The 15,914-nt window shown below is 73.6% G+C and carries 12 protein-coding genes; 5 read left to right on the forward strand and 7 right to left on the reverse strand.

Annotated features, from left to right (window positions below):
* Positions 1–3: 3 nt before the first annotated feature.
* From ACQPXD_RS26455 to ACQPXD_RS26465, 3 genes are all read right to left on the reverse strand, one after another.
* Positions 4–1,032 carry a medium chain dehydrogenase/reductase family protein gene (locus tag ACQPXD_RS26455; RefSeq protein WP_432843115.1) on the reverse strand — a complete coding sequence of 343 codons (1,029 nt, stop codon included), beginning with the start codon at positions 1,030–1,032 and terminating at the stop codon, positions 4–6.
* A gap of 71 nt (positions 1,033–1,103) precedes the next feature.
* Positions 1,104–1,649 (reverse strand): TetR/AcrR family transcriptional regulator, encoded by a 546-nt coding sequence (locus tag ACQPXD_RS26460; RefSeq protein ID WP_432843117.1) that lies wholly within the window; start codon positions 1,647–1,649, stop codon positions 1,104–1,106.
* Between the two features lie 67 nt (positions 1,650–1,716).
* Complete coding sequence (locus ACQPXD_RS26465; protein WP_432843119.1) at positions 1,717–2,454, reverse strand: DUF427 domain-containing protein; 738 nt, start codon at positions 2,452–2,454, stop codon at positions 1,717–1,719.
* Between the two features lie 114 nt (positions 2,455–2,568).
* On the opposite strand from ACQPXD_RS26465, the gene ACQPXD_RS26470 reads away from it, so the two are divergent.
* Positions 2,569–4,836, forward strand: a complete 2,268-nt coding sequence (locus tag ACQPXD_RS26470; protein ID WP_432843121.1) for a catalase — start codon at positions 2,569–2,571, stop codon at positions 4,834–4,836.
* 2 nt (positions 4,837–4,838) lie between these two features.
* A complete protein-coding gene (locus ACQPXD_RS26475) occupies positions 4,839–6,641 on the forward strand; it encodes a glycoside hydrolase family 15 protein (protein WP_432843123.1) in 1,803 nt (600 codons plus the stop codon).
* A 951-nt stretch (positions 6,642–7,592) separates the two neighbouring features.
* On the opposite strand, the gene ACQPXD_RS26480 is transcribed toward ACQPXD_RS26475, so the two are convergent.
* On the reverse strand, positions 7,593–8,462 hold the full coding sequence (locus tag ACQPXD_RS26480; protein WP_432843125.1) for an NAD(P)-dependent oxidoreductase: 870 nt from the start codon (positions 8,460–8,462) through the stop codon (positions 7,593–7,595).
* Positions 8,463–8,648: 186 nt separating this feature from the next.
* Positions 8,649–9,926 carry a YbiU family protein gene (locus ACQPXD_RS26485; protein ID WP_432843127.1) on the reverse strand — a complete coding sequence of 426 codons (1,278 nt, stop codon included), beginning with the start codon at positions 9,924–9,926 and terminating at the stop codon, positions 8,649–8,651.
* 88 nt (positions 9,927–10,014) lie between these two features.
* On the opposite strand from ACQPXD_RS26485, the gene ACQPXD_RS26490 reads away from it, so the two are divergent.
* Positions 10,015–11,352 (forward strand): ROK family protein, encoded by a 1,338-nt coding sequence (locus ACQPXD_RS26490; RefSeq protein ID WP_432843129.1) that lies wholly within the window; start codon positions 10,015–10,017, stop codon positions 11,350–11,352.
* Positions 11,353–11,626: 274 nt separating this feature from the next.
* Complete coding sequence (locus tag ACQPXD_RS26495; RefSeq protein WP_432843131.1) at positions 11,627–12,769, forward strand: glutathione-independent formaldehyde dehydrogenase; 1,143 nt, start codon at positions 11,627–11,629, stop codon at positions 12,767–12,769.
* Between the two features lie 48 nt (positions 12,770–12,817).
* Here the strand turns inward: ACQPXD_RS26495 and ACQPXD_RS26500 are convergent, their stop codons facing one another.
* Positions 12,818–13,279, reverse strand: coding sequence for a CoA-binding protein (locus ACQPXD_RS26500; protein WP_432843954.1), 462 nt, complete (start codon positions 13,277–13,279; stop codon positions 12,818–12,820).
* A 144-nt stretch (positions 13,280–13,423) separates the two neighbouring features.
* Here ACQPXD_RS26500 and ACQPXD_RS26505 point away from each other — a divergent pair, with 144 nt between their 5' ends.
* Complete coding sequence (locus ACQPXD_RS26505) at positions 13,424–14,284, forward strand: universal stress protein (RefSeq protein WP_432843133.1); 861 nt, start codon at positions 13,424–13,426, stop codon at positions 14,282–14,284.
* A 6-nt stretch (positions 14,285–14,290) separates the two neighbouring features.
* On the opposite strand, the gene ACQPXD_RS26510 is transcribed toward ACQPXD_RS26505, so the two are convergent.
* A complete protein-coding gene (locus tag ACQPXD_RS26510; protein WP_432843135.1) occupies positions 14,291–15,799 on the reverse strand; it encodes a DUF1996 domain-containing protein in 1,509 nt (502 codons plus the stop codon).
* Positions 15,800–15,914: the final 115 nt, after the last annotated feature.

Below are 15,914 nucleotides of genomic sequence, written 5' to 3' on the forward strand. Positions count from 1 at the left end.
CGCTCACGCGACCAGGACGACCTTGCCGGCAACGGTGCCGGACTCGGCCAGGCGCAGGGCCTCGGCGGCGCGCTCCAGCGGGATGCGGGCGGCGACCTGCGCCGTCAGCGAACCGTCGGCCAGCAGCGCGAAGACCGACGTGAGGTCGCTGCGCAGCCGGGCCTGGAAGCGGGCGCGGTCGCGGCGCCCGGCCCACAGGTTGTAGAAGTGCGCGCCGCGGCCGTTGGGCAGGATGTTCCACCACAGCAGGCGGGCGAACAGGCCCAGCACGGGCAGGCGCGCGTTTCCGGCGTCGTTCTTCGTGGCGGCGGTACCGTATGAGACCAGCGTTCCGCCCCGCGCGACCAGCCGCCACGAGTCGGCGATGCCGGCCCCGCCGACGTGGTCGAACACCGCGTCGTAGCCGCCCGGCGACAGGGCCCGGGCCTGTGCGGCGAGGTCCGGGGAGCGGTAGTCCAGCGGCTCGGCGCCGAGCGCGCGGACCGCGTCGTGGTGGCGCGGCGAGGCCGTGCCGACGACCCGGATGCCGGCGTGGCGGGCCAGCTGGGTGAGGGTGGAGCCGACGCCGCCGTTGGCGCCCAGGACCAGGATCGTGCCGCCCGGGCGGACCTGTGCGGTGCGGTGGAGCATCTGCCAGGCGGTGACGCCGTTGACCACGACCGTCTCGGCGGCGGCCGGGTCCACGCCGTCGGGGACCGGGACCAGGTCGCCGGCGTCGACGGCGACCGCGGTGGCCCAGGCGCCGGTCTTCGTCACGGCGGCGACCCGGGTGCCGATCAGCGCCTCGTCGACGCCGGGGCCGGCCGCCTCGACCCGGCCCACCAGGTCGTAGCCGGGGGTGAAGGGGAACGGCGGCTGGTCGTAGTACTTGCCGCGGCGCATCTGCTGCTCGGCGAACGACACGCCGCTGGCCTCGACGCGCACCACGGCCTGGCCGGGGCCCGGGGCGGCCAGGGCGCTCTCGCGGACGAGCAACTCCTCGGGCTCGACGATGCCGGGCAGGACGATCCGGGTGGTGGTGAGCTGGCTCATGACGGACGACTCCCTCTCGGTTTGTAAGTGTGCACTCACTGACAAAATTGGTCACAAAAACGGCGCGCGGCTCACGGCACGTGCCGCATGCCGTTGGTGAGGGCGCGCGCCCACGACTCGTCCACGCCGTCCAGGCCGGCGGTGACGATCAGGTGGCAGAGCTGGCCGTAGGCGACGAACTGCTGGATCTGCTGGTCGTCGGCGTCGGCGGTGGTGCGCAGGAAGCTCACCAGGCGCTTGTAGCCGGCCTGCACCGCCGCGCGGACCTCGGGGATGTCGCTCACGCTCTGCGCGTGAACCTGGAACAGCAGCAGGTCGCGGTCGGCGATGAGCTCCGCGTAGGCGTCGCCGAGCCACTCCAGCAGCTTGGCCGGCTCCCGGTCGGGCGCCGCCTCGGCCGCGGCCTCCAGGGTGGCCAGGATCTTCTCGTAGCACGCCTCGACGGCGGCCACGAACAGCCCCTGCTTGCCGGAGAACAGCCGCAGCGCATACGCCTCGGAGATGCCGGCCGCCGCGGCCACGGCCGTGACCGGTGTCGCGTGGTAGCCGTTGCGGGCGAACGCGGAGACGGCCCGGTCGAGCACGACGGCCCGTCGGGCCTCGGCGGTGCTTCGCATGTAAGTCAGTACACACAAACAAACTTCCGCTGTCAAGCACGCTCCCGCGTGACGCCGCCCGGATGCGTCAGGGCCGCGGCTGTGGAACGTCGTCGACGTAAAGGTCGACCTTTTCGTTGTAGAAGCAGACCAGGCCGGCGATCGGGCGGCTCTCCGGCAACGGCGTGCGGTAGGACCAGGCGATGTCGGTGTGGACCGTTTCCCCGGTCCGCGCCGACCAGTACTCCGCCGTGCCCTTGTACGGGCAGCCCGTCGAGCTGTCGGTGTGCTCCAGCAGGTCCATCCGCACGTGCGGCTTCGGCAGGTAGTACCGCACCGGCAGCCCGGTCTCGAACAGCAGCCGCGGCGCGCCCGACTCGGCCACCACCACGCCGTCGAGCTCCACCCGCACCCGTCGCGAGCTGGCCAGGATGTCGACGCGCGTGTACGGGTCGCGGGGGTGGACGAAGATCTCCTCGTCCTCCTCGAACCAGGCGTCCATCGCGCCCCACTCCAGGCGGTAGTGCTCGCGCAGCTCGGGAATCGGCGAGTCGGCGTAGTGCAGCGCGGCGCCGGGTGCGGTCCGGTCGCCGGCCTTGACGGTCAGCTGCGCGGCGTCGCCCCGGCTGGGGGAGTGCCCGGTCGCGCCGTCGGGCGTCAACAGGTCGGTGCGCACGTCGGCGGCCGGGAAGTAGTACGTCGGGGCATACGGCCGCTCCCACACCAGCAGCGGGCGGACCGTATCGGCGACCGGCACGCCACCCAGGTAGGCGCGCACCCGCTTGGCGCCCGGCTCGACCCGGACGCGTCCTCGGTTCGTGGTCATGCCTCCATCCTGCCCGCCGCCGGCCGAACCGGCGAACAGCGGCGTTGTTTGCCCCTTGAGGGGTCGGGTAGCGGGTCGGCGCAGGCACCCGTCGCCGCCGGAGGGACGCAGCACATGGAACGGCACAACCCCGCCAAGGTCGTCAAGGACGTCATCGAGGCGGCCCGGACGAAGCTCGCCGACGCGCTGACGCCCGAGGTGCCCGGCGCGCCCGGTATCGCCGAGCCGCCGGTCGCGGAGCCGACGGCGCCACGGGAGCCGGCGCCGCCCAAGCCGGAGCAGGCGGCGCCGCAGACCCGGACCCCGACCGGGGCCGAGACCGGGGCGCCGGCGCCCGCGTTCGCCCAGCAGGGTGCGCTGCTCACCACCGCGCAGGGGGCGCGGCTGCGCGACACCGACCACTCGCTGAAGGCCGGGCCGCGCGGACCGGTGCTGCTGCAGGACCACCACCTGCGGGAGAAGATCACCCACTTCGACCACGAGCGGATCCCGGAACGGGTGGTGCACGCGCGCGGCGCGGGGGCGCACGGCGTGTTCATCGGTTACGGGACCGCCGCGCGCGTCACGCGGGCCGGGTTCCTCAAGGAGGGCCGGCAGACGCCGGTCTTCGTCCGCTTCTCCACAGTCCTGGGCTCGCGCGGCTCGGCGGACACGGTGCGCGACACCCGCGGCTTCGCCACCAAGTTCTACACCGACGAGGGCACCTTCGACCTCGTCGGCAACAACATCCCGGTCTTCTTCATCCAGGACGCGATCAAGTTCCCGGACGTCATCCACGCCGCCAAGCCGCACCCCGACCGCGAGGTCCCGCAGGCGCAGAGCGCCCACGACACGTTCTGGGACTTCGTGTCGCTGCACACCGAGGCGCAGCACCACACCATGTGGAACATGTCCGACCGGGGCATTCCCCGCTCGTTCCGCACCATGGAGGGCTTCGGCGTCCACACCTTCCGGCTGGTGGACGAGGCCGGCGCCACGACGCTCGCGAAGTTCCACTGGAAGCCCAAGCTCGGCGTGCACTCCCTCACCTGGGAGGAGGCCCAGCTGCTCGGCGGGCTCGACCCCGACTTCCACCGCCGCGACCTTTACGACGCCATCGAGGCCGGCGCGTTCCCCGAGTGGGAGCTGGGCGTGCAGCTGTTCCCGGACACGCCCGACGAGACCTTCGCCGGCATCGACCTGCTCGACCCGACGAAGATCGTGCCGGAGGAGCTGGCGCCGGTGCAGCCCGTCGGCCGGCTCATCCTCAACCGGACGCCGACGAACTTCTTCGCCGAGGTCGAGCAGGTCGCGTTCCACGTCGGCCATCTGGTCCCGGGTATCGACGCCACCAACGACGCGCTGATGCAGGGCCGGCTCTTCTCCTACGTGGACACGCAGCTCACCCGCCTCGCCGGGCCGAACTTCGCGCAGATCCCGATCAACCAGCCGCACGCGCCGGTCAACGACATGCTCCGCGACGGCTTCCACCAGCACGCCGTGCACGGAGGCGTCGCGCCGTACCGCCCGAACTCGCTCGACGGCGGCAACCCGTTCACCGCCGGCGACGCCGAGCACGCCTTCCTCGACGTGCCCGTCACGGTGGCCGAGGCGCCCAAGGTGCGGGCCGCGCCGGCCTCGTTCGACGACCACTTCAGCCAGGTGCGCCTGTTCTGGCTGAGCATGTCGCCGGTGGAGCGGGAGCACATCGTCGCCGCCTACACCTTCGAGCTCGGCAAGTGCTTCCACCAAGCGGTCAAGGAGCGGCAGCTGGAGTGCCTGGCCAACATCGACCCGGTGCTGGGCGAGCAGGTCGCGGCCGGCCTCGGCCTGCCGGCGCCGAAGGCGACGCTGCCGCTCGCCGACGTCGCGCCCAGCCCGGCGCTGTCGCAGCTGGGCCAGGAGTGGCCGGCCGACGGCCGCGTCATCGGGATCGTCGTCGCCGACGGCAGCGGCACCGACCAGGCCGGCCTCGCCGAGCTGCGGCTGTCCGTCTTCGGCGCCGGCATGGTGCCGCTGCTGATCGCCCCGCACGGCGGCACGATCGGCGAGATCCCGCTGCAGCGCAGCTTCGCCACCGCGCGGTCGGTGGAGTACGACGCGCTGCTCATCGCCGCGGCGCCGCCGCCCGCCCCGGACGCCCTGCCGGCCCGCGACGCGAAGGCGGGCGCGGCCGAGTCCGTCTCCGTCGACCCGCGTGTGCTGCTGATGGTCGACGAGTGCTGGCGGCACGCCAAGGCGATCGCCGCCTGGGGCCCGGGGATCTCGGTGCTGGAGGAGTCCGGGGTGGCCGGCACGACCGGGGTCGTGAGCGCGGATTCGGCCTCCCGTGCTTTCGGCGAGGTCCAGCGGCTGCTCGCCACGCACCGGGTCTGGGAGCGATTCCCGGTCTCGCTGGGCTGACCGTGGATTGCTACCTGCCGATCGCCGATCACGGGCTGATCGGCGACCTGCGCACCGTGGCGCTGGTCGGCACGGACGGCACGATCGACTGGTACTGCTGCCCCCGCTTCGACGCGCCGAGCGTCTTCGCCGCCGTGCTCGACGCCGAGCGCGGCGGCGCGTTCCGGCTCGGCGCCGACGTGCCGGCGACGACCAAACAGTTCTACTTCCCCGACACCAACGTGCTCATCACCCGGTTCTTCACCGACGACGGCGTCGGCGAGGTCCAGGACTTCATGCCGGTCACCGACCGCGGCGCCGAGGGCGGCCGGCACCGGCTCATCCGCCGGGTGGTCTGCGTGCGCGGCGAGATGGGGTTCCGGGCCCGGGTGGCGCCGCGGTTCGACTACGGCGAGCGGCCGCATACCGTTTCCCGGCGGGACGACCTGACCGTTTTCGCCGCGCCGGACCTGACCCTCGCGCTGAGCGCCAGCGTGCCGGTCGAGCTCGACGGCCCGGACGCGACCGCCGGGTTCCGGCTGGCCGAGGGGGAGTCGGCGGTGCTCGCGCTGGACCGGATCGAGGACGGCGTCCCGCCCCGCGGCTGCCGGCTCGCCGAGGCCGAGCGGGAGTTCGCGGCAACGGTCGCGTTCTGGCGCCGCTGGCTGTCCAAGTCGCGGTACCGGGGCCGGTGGCGGGAGACCGTGCACCGCTCCGCGCTCACGCTCAAGCTGCTCACCTACGCGCCGACCGGCGCGATCGTCGCCGCTCCGACGACCAGCCTGCCCGAGCAGTTCGGCGGCGAGCGCAACTGGGACTACCGGTACGTCTGGATCCGCGACGCGGCGTTCTGCGTCTACGCGTTGCTGCGGCTGGGCTTCACCGACGAGGCCGAGGCCTTCATGACCTTCCTGGACCGCAACGTCGGCCCGGTCCGCGGCGCCGAGGGCCCGCTGCAGATCATGTACGGCATCGACGGGCGCACCGACCTGACCGAGCGCGAGCTGGACCATTTGGCGGGCTACCGCGGCTCGGCCCCGGTCCGCGTCGGCAACGCCGCCGCCGGCCAGCTGCAGCTGGACATCTACGGCGCGCTCATCGATTCGGTCTACCTGTACGACAAGTGGGGCAGACCAATTTCCAGCGACCAGTGGGACCGGGTCTGCGAGGTGGTCGACTGGGTGTGCGCGCACTGGAACCAGCCCGACGAAGGCATCTGGGAGACCCGCGGCGGCCGCCGGAACTTCCTGTATTCCAGGCTGATGTGCTGGGTCGCGATCGAGCGCGCGATGCGAATGGCCCACCACCGCGGCCTGCCCGCGGACCTTTTACGCTGGGGCGAGGCCCGCGACACGATCTACCGCCAGATCATGCGCGAGGGCTGGTCACCGCGCCGGCACGCATTCGTCCAGCACATCGGCGAGCGCGACGACGTGCTCGACGCGGCCGTGCTGATGATGCCGCTGACCAAGTTCATCGCGCCGACCGACCGAAAATGGCTGGAGACCCTCGACGCGCTGCGCGCCGGCCTGGTCTCCGACTCATTGGTCTACCGCTACGACCCGTCCGCCAGCCCCGACGGCCTGCGCGGCGCGGAGGGCACCTTTTCGGTCTGCTCGTTCTGGTACGTCGAGGCGCTCACCCGGGCCGGCCGCCTGGACGAGGCGCGGCTGGCCTTCGAGAAGATGCTCAGCTACGCCAACCACGTGGGCCTCTACGCCGAGCAGATCAGCCGCACCGGCGAGCAGCTGGGCAACTTCCCCCAGGCATTCACGCACTTCGCGCTCATCAGCGCCGCCTTCAACCTTGACCACGCTTTAGGCTGACTCGGGCCGCGTCACTTGCCGACCGTTCCTCCCGCGAGACACCGCACCGGGCCTGCCCTGAACGGGCGCCCCGGCGCTGCCACGCCCGCCGTGCCAAGCCCCGGATAAATCCAGCCACTCCGTGGCCGGATTTATCCGACATTTCGTATATGTCGCGATCGTGTCGACGGCCCGGCTCGCCCTGAACGAGCAAGCGCCCGCGGCAGGTGCGCCCGCGGCAGGCGTGCTCGCGGCAGGCGTGCCCGCGGCCGGTGTGCGCGCGGCCGGTGCCCGCAGCCTGAACGAGCGAGCGCCCGCGGCAGGTGCGCCCGCGGCAGGTGCGCCCGCGGCAGGTGCGCCCGCGGCAGGTGCGCTGGTGGCAGGTGCCCGCGGCAGGTGTGCCCGGGCCCCGCGTGCCGAGACGCACGGCGGGCGCGATTCGCGATCACGTTCCACGCGGCGGGCGCCGCACGCCTCGGGGCGGAGCGCGGCGCATGCGACCAAAAGTCTCCGTGATCATGCGCATCCGCCAGCGACACCAACGGTTTTTCGTGATCACGGAGTGGTGATGTACCCCTGTGTACCAGAAGTCTCCGGGATCATGAGAAACCCGTGGTGCGGCCGCGGCAGGGATCATGATCACGGAGACATTCGTCCGCTCGGCCGCGCCGATTGGTGCGGAGTGGCAGGCTACGCCCGACCTCGCATATACGAAATGTCGGATAAATAGGCATCTGGTAGTGGCTGATGCGGTGAGGGGGCGCACAGTGAACGTTCCGCGCCGCGCTCGTGCGGGCGGCGCCGCCGCCGCGTCGGAGACGGCCGGCGACTCCGACCCGCCCGTGACGCGACGCCGGCGGTTGGTTCCCACCGGCGAGCAGCGGCAGGGCCGGCGCGATGCCGGAATGTCGCGTTGTCGTTGGACCGGTTCGGAGCCGACTCCGCCGGGGCGGTGCGGCACCGTGGGCGGGGTTATGCGCGGCGGCCCGCGGTCGCGGCGGTGGGGTAGAGGCGGGCGACGGCGGCGATGTCGGCCCGGTTCAGCCCGGACTCCGCCGCGGTCAGGTAGCGCCGCTGCACCGCCGACGCGTCCGGCAGCTCGACGCCGGCCGCGCGCGCCATGTCGAGCGCGAGGCCCGCGTCCTTGGCGCCGAGCGCCGTCGTCCACCACGGCTCCTGCTCGCCGCTCAGCACGCCCTCGAACCGGTTGCGCACGCCCGGCGCCACCAGCGGGCTGTCGGCCAGCAGCTCCCGCAGCTGGTCGTCGGAGAGCCCGCCGCACCGGCCGACGGCGAACGACTCGGCCAGCGCCACGACATCCGACAACAGCAGCAGGTTCGTGGCCAGCTTGGCCGCACCGGCCAGCGGCGCGGAGCCGTACCGGCGAACCTGCGACGACAGCGCGTCCAGCACCGGCCCCACGCGCTCGGCGACCGCCGCGTCGCCGCCGGCCAGCAATACCGCCTGCCCGGCGCGCACGGCGACCTGATTGCCGACGATCGGCATCGCCAGGAACCGCCCGGCGAAAGCCTCGGCGAGCGCGGCGCTCAACGACGGCGACACCGTCGAACAGTCGATGTAGACGAGGCCCTCGCCGGTGGCCGGGCGTAGCTCCCCGAGCGCCACGGCGCGCACCGCCTCGTCGTTGGCCAGCATGGTGATCGCGGCCTCGGCACCCGCCACCGCCTCGGGGACCGTGCGGGCCTCCCGGGCGCCGGCGGCCACGACCTCGTCCGCCTTGGCGGGGGAGCGGTTCCAGACCGTCACGCGGTGGCCGCCCTGCAGCAGCCGCATCGCGATCGCGCGACCCATGGTGCCCATGCCGAGCACGGCGATGTCCATGGCGCGCCGCTACCCGCGCCACCGGCGCCCAAACGACCCCGCGCGGGTCCATCGGCCCGCGCGGGGATGCCGGCGGCGACCCCGGCAACGACGTCGCCGGCGGCGCACCACGCGCGACGAGCACCGCGATGCCGCCGCCGGCTCGGGTGCTCCATCGCGCGGTCGTGTTGCGCGTCCCGGACGGGACTACGCCGGGAGGCCGAGGCCGCGGCGGCCGGTCGCGTTGAGATCGGCGGGGCCGAACCGGTCCGGCCAGGTGCGCTCGTAGTGCTCCTCGGGGAAGTCCGACGGGCTGGAGCCGGTCTCGAACGCCGCGCGCACCGACGCCGCGTAGTGCTCGTTGCGCGGGCACCACGGGGCGGCCGGGATGTACATGACGTTGCCCCAGCCGCGCTGGTCCCGCACCGGCGCGACACTGTGGATCATGTCGCAGTGCCACCAGACCGAGTCGCCGGCGCGCACGTCGGGGATGCCGGCCAGGGCGCGCAGCAGCAGGGAGTGCCAGCGCTCGCTCGCCGGGAACACCTGGTTGACCGTGACGCCGCACATGTCGTCCTCGGGGACGTCGGGCAGCAGCGGGCGCAGCATCAGGTACGCCATCGCGGCGGGAATCGGCACCGTGTGCAGCACGCCCTGGTCGTGGTCCATGTCCGACAGCGCGGTCCAGCCCTGGAAGGTCCGGAACGCGGAGCACATCGTCGTGCCCGGATACTGCGGGCCGTCGGTGCGAAACGCGGCGTCCCACGGGTCGTAGCGCTCCACGCTGCCGTCGAACAGGTGCCGGAACGCCCGCTGGTAGGCGCTCGTCATCCACAGGTCCAGCGTGCCGGGGTCGAGGTGCGTGCCGAGCCCGCCCGAGTCGGCGCCCTCCGGCCGGCGGCGGATGCGGTCCGGGTAGAGCGAGTCACGGTCCGGGTCGAACCACCGCTCGCCCTGCGAGTCGTAGGTCCACAGCCGGTTGAGGAACGCCTGCACCGTGGCCATCCGGTCGCTCTGCCGGGCCTGCATCTGCGCCGGCGACCAGTAGATCGGGTAGATCTCGGGCCGCGAACCGACGCTGCCGAAGAAGTCGTCGCCGGGCCCACGGTACCGCTCGAAGAACCGGTTGCCCTCCACGTAGCGCACGATGTCGCGGTCCCACTCCAGGGCCTGCTCGCGCTCGAAGTGCCCGCGCACGACCAGGCACCCGCGCCGGCGCAGCCGCTCGACGACGTCGGCGCCGATCCGGCCGGCCGCGAGGTCGGCGTAGTCGATCTCCGGCCACACCTGCTCACCGTTCTTGAGCTCGGCCTCGACCGCCTCGACCTCGGCGGCGAGCCGCTCCTCGACGGCGGCGAACACCTCCTCGACGCTGCGCCCGGACGCGGCGATGCGCGCCCGGATCGCGGCCTTGACCTCGCGGATCGCGCCCGGCAGATCGGCCGGGGTCTCTTCCCAGTGCGGCAGGGCGGGTGCGGCGGACACGGCGCCTCCTTCCAGTCAGGACTCTTTACTTGATTGGACGGTACGCCCGGCAGACCTTCTAGGCAAGGCTCTTGACTAGAATCGGCACGTGCCCCTTCCCACGCTGGACCTGGTCCGCTCGGCAACGGACGAGCAGGTGCTGCACACGCTGATGCGGCGCCGCCGGCTGACCCGCGCCGAGCTCGCCGCCGAGACCGGCCTGTCGAAGCCGACGGCGGGCGAGAGCGTGCGCCGCCTGGCCGAGCGCGGCCTGGTCGAGGACACCGGCGAGCGCACCCCCGGCGGCCGTGGCCGGGGCCGCGTCGGCTCTTATTACGCCCTGACCCCGGCCACCGGCACGGCCCTGGCCCTCACGATCGCCCCGTCGGGCGTAGTGGGCGAGGCCGTCGACGCCTACGGCGACGTCGTGGCCCGCGCCGAGCGCACCCTTGGCCGCCCCACCGCCCCCGACCGCGTCGCCGCCGCCTTGACCGCCGTCGCCGCCCAGCTCACCTCGGCAGTCGCCGCTCAGTTCACCGGATCGGCCGCCTCCGGCCGCGCGGCGGGCGGCGCGACCGCGGTTGCGGCGGAGCTCGGCGATCCCGCGGTGCCCGCCCGCGTCGCGGGCGCCGCGACCGCCGCCTCCGGGCGCGGGGCGGGGGCGGCGATCGCCACGTCGGGGCGCGGGGCGGGCGATCCGGCTGCGGGTGTGGGTGTGGGTGTGGGTGTGGCGGAGCGTGGCTGGTTGCCGCGGCTGGCGGTGGTGAGCGCCGCGGACCCGGTCGACCGTGCCACCGGCCGCCTGGTTCACCTGCCCGACGCCCCGTTCCTGGTCGGCGAGCTCGACCCGGTCGCGCTGCTGGGGCCGTACGTGGCCGGGCCGGTGACCGTCGACAACGACGTCAACTGGGCCGCGCGGGCGGAGGCCGAGCACGCCGGCCCGGACTTCGCCTACCTCCACCTGGGCGAGGGGCTGGGCTGCGCGATCGTCGGCGACGGTGAGGTCGCCCGGGGCCGCACCGGCCTGGCGGGGGAGATCGCCCACGTCGTGACCACCGGCCCGCACGGCCGGGCGGTCCGGCTCATCGAGGTCTTCGGCCGACTCGGCCTGCGCCTGCCCGGATCCACGGCGATCGACGCCGACGCCCTGCTGGCCGCGGTTGCCGCGCCGTCGCCGCTCGCCGCCGTGAACCGCCGCACGATCGCGGTCGCCGTGGCGGGGGTCGTCGCCGCGGTCGTCGCCCTGGCCGACCCGGGCCGTGTCGTCGTCGGCGGCACGTGGGGGCCGGTGCTCGTCGACGCCATCCGTGACGCCACCGCGGACCTGCCCCGCGGCGCGGCCGTGGAGGCCGCCACGGTCACGCACGAACCGTCACTGTCCGGCGCCCGCCGCGCCGCCCTGACCCGCCTCCGCGCCGCGATCGTCGCCACCGTCCACGGCGCATGACCCGGTTCCGTCCGGCGTGGCCGGGCGGGCGGCAAGGTCGAGCAAGGTCGCGGCCGCCAAGAGGGGCGCGGCGCACCGGCTCGCCTCCGCGCCGGTTGAGCCCGTTTTGTCCCCCGCGCCGCGCCGTGGCGCTTCGATCGCGGCGGGCGCGCGGTCCGGTTTGTCCCGAGCTCGCGGCGCGAGAGTAGCCGGTTGTTCACGCCGGGTGAGTCCGTTACGGGGCGGTAAGGGAGGGTACGGGGCGGAGCGGAGCTCACAATTCGGAGGTCAAGCCATGAAAGCTGTCGTCTACGAGGGACCGCGCGAAGTAGCGGTCAAGGACGTGCAGGACCCGACGATCCAGGCGCCGACCGACGCGATCGTGCGGATCACCACCACCAACATCTGCGGCTCCGACCTGCACATGTACGAGGGCCGCTCCACGGTCGAGCAGGGCAAGATCCTGGGCCACGAGAACATGGGCGTCGTCGAGGCGGTGGGCGAGGGCGTCGACCGGATCAAGGTCGGCGACCGGGTCTCGGTGCCGTTCAACATCGCGTGCGGTACCTGCCGCAACTGCGTGTCCGGCTGGACCAGCTACTGCCTGCGGACCAACCCGATCAACGGCGTCGACGGCGCCGCGTACGGCTACGCCAACATGGGCCCGTACGACGGCGGCCAGGCCGAATTCCTGCGCGTGCCGTACGCCGACTTCAACCTGCTCGAGCTGCCGCCCGGGACCGACCACGAGAACGACTTCACCATGCTGTCGGACATCTTCCCGACCGGCTGGCACGGCACCGAGCTGGCCGGGCTGCGGCCGGGCGACCGCGTCGCCGTCTTCGGCGCCGGGCCGGTCGGCCTGATGGCCGCGCACAGCGCGTTGATCCGCGGGGCTTCCGAGGTGTACGTCGTCGACAAGGAGAAGGACCGGCTGAGCCTGGCCGGGAAGATCGGCGCCACCGCGGTCGACTTCTCCGCCGGCGACCCCGTGCAGCAGATCCTCGACGCCACCGACGGCCGCGGCACCGACTGCGGCGTCGAGGCCGTCGGGTATCAGGCGCACGACCAGTCCGGGCAGGAGCACCCCGAGCTGGTGCTGGACAACCTCGTCAACGTGGTGCGCTCGACCGGCGGCATCGGCGTGGTCGGCGTGTACGTGCCGCAGGACCCGGGCGCGGCCACCGGCCCGGCGAAGGAGGGCCGCGTCGCGTTCGACTACGGCACCTTCTTCAGCAAGGCCCAGCACATGGGCACCGGCCAGTGCCCGGTCATGCGCTACAACCGCCACCTGCGCGACCTCATCATCACCGGCCGCGCCACCCCGTCGTTCCTCGTCTCGCACGAGATGCCGCTGGCCCGCGCGGCCGAGGGCTACCAGCACTTCGACCAGCGCGACAAGGGCTGGACGAAGGTCGTCCTGCGCCCCGCCGCGTAGCGGCCTCCCGGCGCCCGTCGGCCGCGGCGGCGGGCGCCGGCACCGATCTCAGACCCGCTTGGGCACCGAGCGCGCGAACAGGCAGCGCATCACCTTGTGGCCGGTGTCGGCGGTGGGGCCGTACATCAGCGGGCAGCCGCCGTCGAGGACCGTCACGCCGTGCTCGCGGCCGTAGCGCGCCGCGGCCGGCGAGACACTGCCCGCGCCGTACAAGCGGTGCATCCAGACGTGCCCGATGCCGAGCTCGACGCACTCGCGGACGGTCTCCTCGGCGGTCTCCGGCCGGGTGCCGATCACCACCGCCTCGACCCCGCCCGGCACCGACTTCAGGTCCGGGTAACACGCGTCGCCCTCGACCGTGCCGGCGTTGGGATTGATGGCGTACACCTGGTAACCGCGCTCCCGCAGCCGCTGGTACACCACGTTGGCCCCGTGGTCCTTGCCGCTGCGCGACACCCCGGTCACCGCGATCCGCCGCTTCGCGAGGAACTCCTCCGCCGCCTGCTTCATCGTCTGCACGGCCGCCTCCCTGCGCCGTCGCCCATGTCGGCCCAAGCGTGCGGCGGAAGCGCCGGCGCCGGACAGGCCGAAGGTCCCGCCGCGGGCGCTCCAACGTCACTGTTCGCGGGCCGCCCGGCCGGTCAGGCTGGGCCCATGACCGCAGCGCAGATCGTTGCCGGCTACGACGGGTCCCTCGAGGCCCGCACGGCGGTGGATTGGGCGGCCGCCGAGGCCGCGCGCACCTCGGCGCCGTTGCTGATCGTGTACGCCTACCAGTTCGCGTGGCCGTCCTCGCCCTCCGTGGCCGGCCCGGGCCCGATCGCCGTCGAGGCCGGCGAGCGCGCCGAGCACATCATCGACGAGGTCGTCGAGCACGTGCGCAAGGGCTGGCCCGGGCTCGCCGTCACCGGCACGTCCGTGCACGCCGCGCCCGCGTCGGCCCTGCTCGACCTGGCCGGGCACGCGCGGCTGCTCGTCGTCGGCAACCGCGGCGCCGGCGGCGTGGCGAACCTGCTGCTGGGCTCGGTGAGCCAGCAGGTCGCCACCCACGCCCGGGTGCCGGTGGCGGTGATCCGCGGCCAGGCGACGGCGACCAGGGGCCCGGTCGTCGTCGGCGTCGACGGCTCACCGTCGACGGACGCGGCGCTCGCGCTCGCCTTCGACCTGGCCGCGACCCGCGGCACCGGGCTGGTCGCGATCCGGGCGTTCACGCCGCCCAGCCCGGTGCTGGTGCCGCTGCAGACGGTCGAGGCGGCCGAGCACGAGGCGCTCGACGCCGCCCTGACCGGCTGGCCGGAGAAGTACCCGGGCGTCGCGCTGCACGCCCGCCCGGTGCCCGGCCGGCCGGCCCGCGTCCTGATCGGCGCCTCGCACGCCGCCCAGCTGATCGTGGTCGGCAGCCGCGGCCACGGCGGCTTCGCCGGGCTGCTGCTCGGCTCGGTCGGCCAGCAGCTCATGCACCACGCCGACTGCCCGGTCCTGATCGCCCACCGCCCCGATCCCGGCACCGCCTGAGGGCCGTCAGAAGCCGCCGTTGGTACGGCACGCGACGGCCTGGATGACGCAGTTCTTCACCCGCTGGTTCATGGCGGCGGTCTCCCAGGCGAAGAACGCGTCGCCGTGCATCGACGAGGCCAGGCCGGAGGAGAGCTTCATGTCGGCGCCGCCCGCGGTCGGGTAGGCGATGGAGAACGTCACCGCCGGGATGCGCACCGGGTGGGAGGCCGGGCAGGTGTTGTTCTGGCCGAAGGTGACGTGGTCCTTGTGGTTCGGGCTGTCCAGGTGCTTGCCGTCCCAGCAGTCCGGGAACCGCAGGGTGAAATGCACGGTACCGCCGCTGCAAATGGGGAAATTGCCGTCGGCGCTGCGCCCCGCGCCGTCCTGCGGGCCCCCGGCGCAGTAGAACTGGTTCACCGCGCCGACCGGGGTCGGCTGCTGCCGCTTCGCGTCGCCCTGGACCATGCGCAGCCCGTTGGGCATGGGCACGGTCTTGGTGGTGTCGGCCATCAGGGAGCCGTAGTAGACGATGAACTGGTCCGGCTCGACCGCCTTGCCGTCGACGGAGAGGGTGGGCACCCAGTAGGCCGAATGGTCCTCCACCGGCGCGCAGCTGGACGCCGTGAACCGCATCAGGTCGTCGAACGTGGTGCTGGCGTCCGTGCGGTCGTTGCCGACGAACGAGTGCCGGTGCGAGGCGCCGGCCAGCCCCGGGAAGACGATCGGGTCGTCGGGCTTGGCGTGGCTGAACGCGCAGGTGGCATTGAACTCCGGGTTGCGGCCCTTGCCGGCCGGGGCGGGCTGGACGGCGGTGGCGTCGAACGCGGCGAGCTGGGCCTGCCAGGCGGCCGGGTCGACGTCCAGCCAGCCGGCCGGGGCGGCGGGCGGGGTGGAGGCCGCGGGGACGGACGCCGTGGGGGAGGGGCCGGTGCCGGAACTCGCCGGCGCGGGCGCCGAAGCGGTCCGCGGCGCCGCCGAGCCCCCGGCGGCGAACGCGAACCAGTTGATGTTCACGAAGTCGTTCGGCTGCGGGCTCCTGATGACCAGGAACACGTCCTGCCGGCCGCCCGGGGACGTGCCGGCCGTGGTCCGGGTCTGCCACGCCTGCCAGCCTCCGGTCGAGGTCACCGGCAGCGACCCGACCAGCGGCCCGGTCGCCGACCCGGTGTGCACCTCGACGGTGCCGGTGCGGTCACGGTACGCTGCGGCGACGCGTACGGACGTGGCCAGCGTCCCCGCCGGGCCCAGGTCGACGCCGTCGTACCGCAGCCAGTCGCCGTCGGCCAGCCAGCCCACGTTCTTGCCGCCGCCCGCGTCGCCGGTGTTCTCCGTCCGGGCGCCGGACTGCTCGGCGAAGCCGGCGGCGCGGATCGCGTTGGCGGGCACCGGGTCGCCGGTCGCCGCCTCGGCCAGCGGTACCCCGACGGCGATGGCGGCCGCCGCGGTGACCGCGCCGAGGGTCGTGGCCAGCGCGGGGTGGCGGCGGGCGAAGCGGCGCACCCGGGCCGGGCGCGACAGCGGTGTCTCAGACACGATGCTCCTCCGAAAGATGCGACGAATCGGGCGGTACGGTAGGAGCGCGCCCGTCGCGGCCGTTAGGCCGAAAGGCCCAGAGCGCCAAGATCCGGGTTCCCGCCGGTCCGGCGGT

Source organism: Dactylosporangium sp. CA-092794 (assembly GCF_050948465.1).
Classification (GTDB): domain Bacteria; phylum Actinomycetota; class Actinomycetes; order Mycobacteriales; family Micromonosporaceae; genus Dactylosporangium.

Coding starts and splice junctions, on each gene's coding strand:
- ACQPXD_RS26455 (WP_432843115.1), bottom strand. CDS start 1,032: ATGAGCCAGCTCACCACCACCCGGATCGTCCTGCCCGGCATCGTCGAG.
- ACQPXD_RS26460 (WP_432843117.1), bottom strand. CDS start 1,649: ATGCGAAGCACCGCCGAGGCCCGACGGGCCGTCGTGCTCGACCGGGCC.
- ACQPXD_RS26465 (WP_432843119.1), bottom strand. CDS start 2,454: ATGACCACGAACCGAGGACGCGTCCGGGTCGAGCCGGGCGCCAAGCGG.
- ACQPXD_RS26470 (WP_432843121.1), top strand. CDS start 2,569: ATGGAACGGCACAACCCCGCCAAGGTCGTCAAGGACGTCATCGAGGCG.
- ACQPXD_RS26480 (WP_432843125.1), bottom strand. CDS start 8,462: ATGGACATCGCCGTGCTCGGCATGGGCACCATGGGTCGCGCGATCGCG.
- ACQPXD_RS26495 (WP_432843131.1), top strand. CDS start 11,627: ATGAAAGCTGTCGTCTACGAGGGACCGCGCGAAGTAGCGGTCAAGGAC.
- ACQPXD_RS26500 (WP_432843954.1), bottom strand. CDS start 13,279: ATGAAGCAGGCGGCGGAGGAGTTCCTCGCGAAGCGGCGGATCGCGGTG.
- ACQPXD_RS26505 (WP_432843133.1), top strand. CDS start 13,424: ATGACCGCAGCGCAGATCGTTGCCGGCTACGACGGGTCCCTCGAGGCC.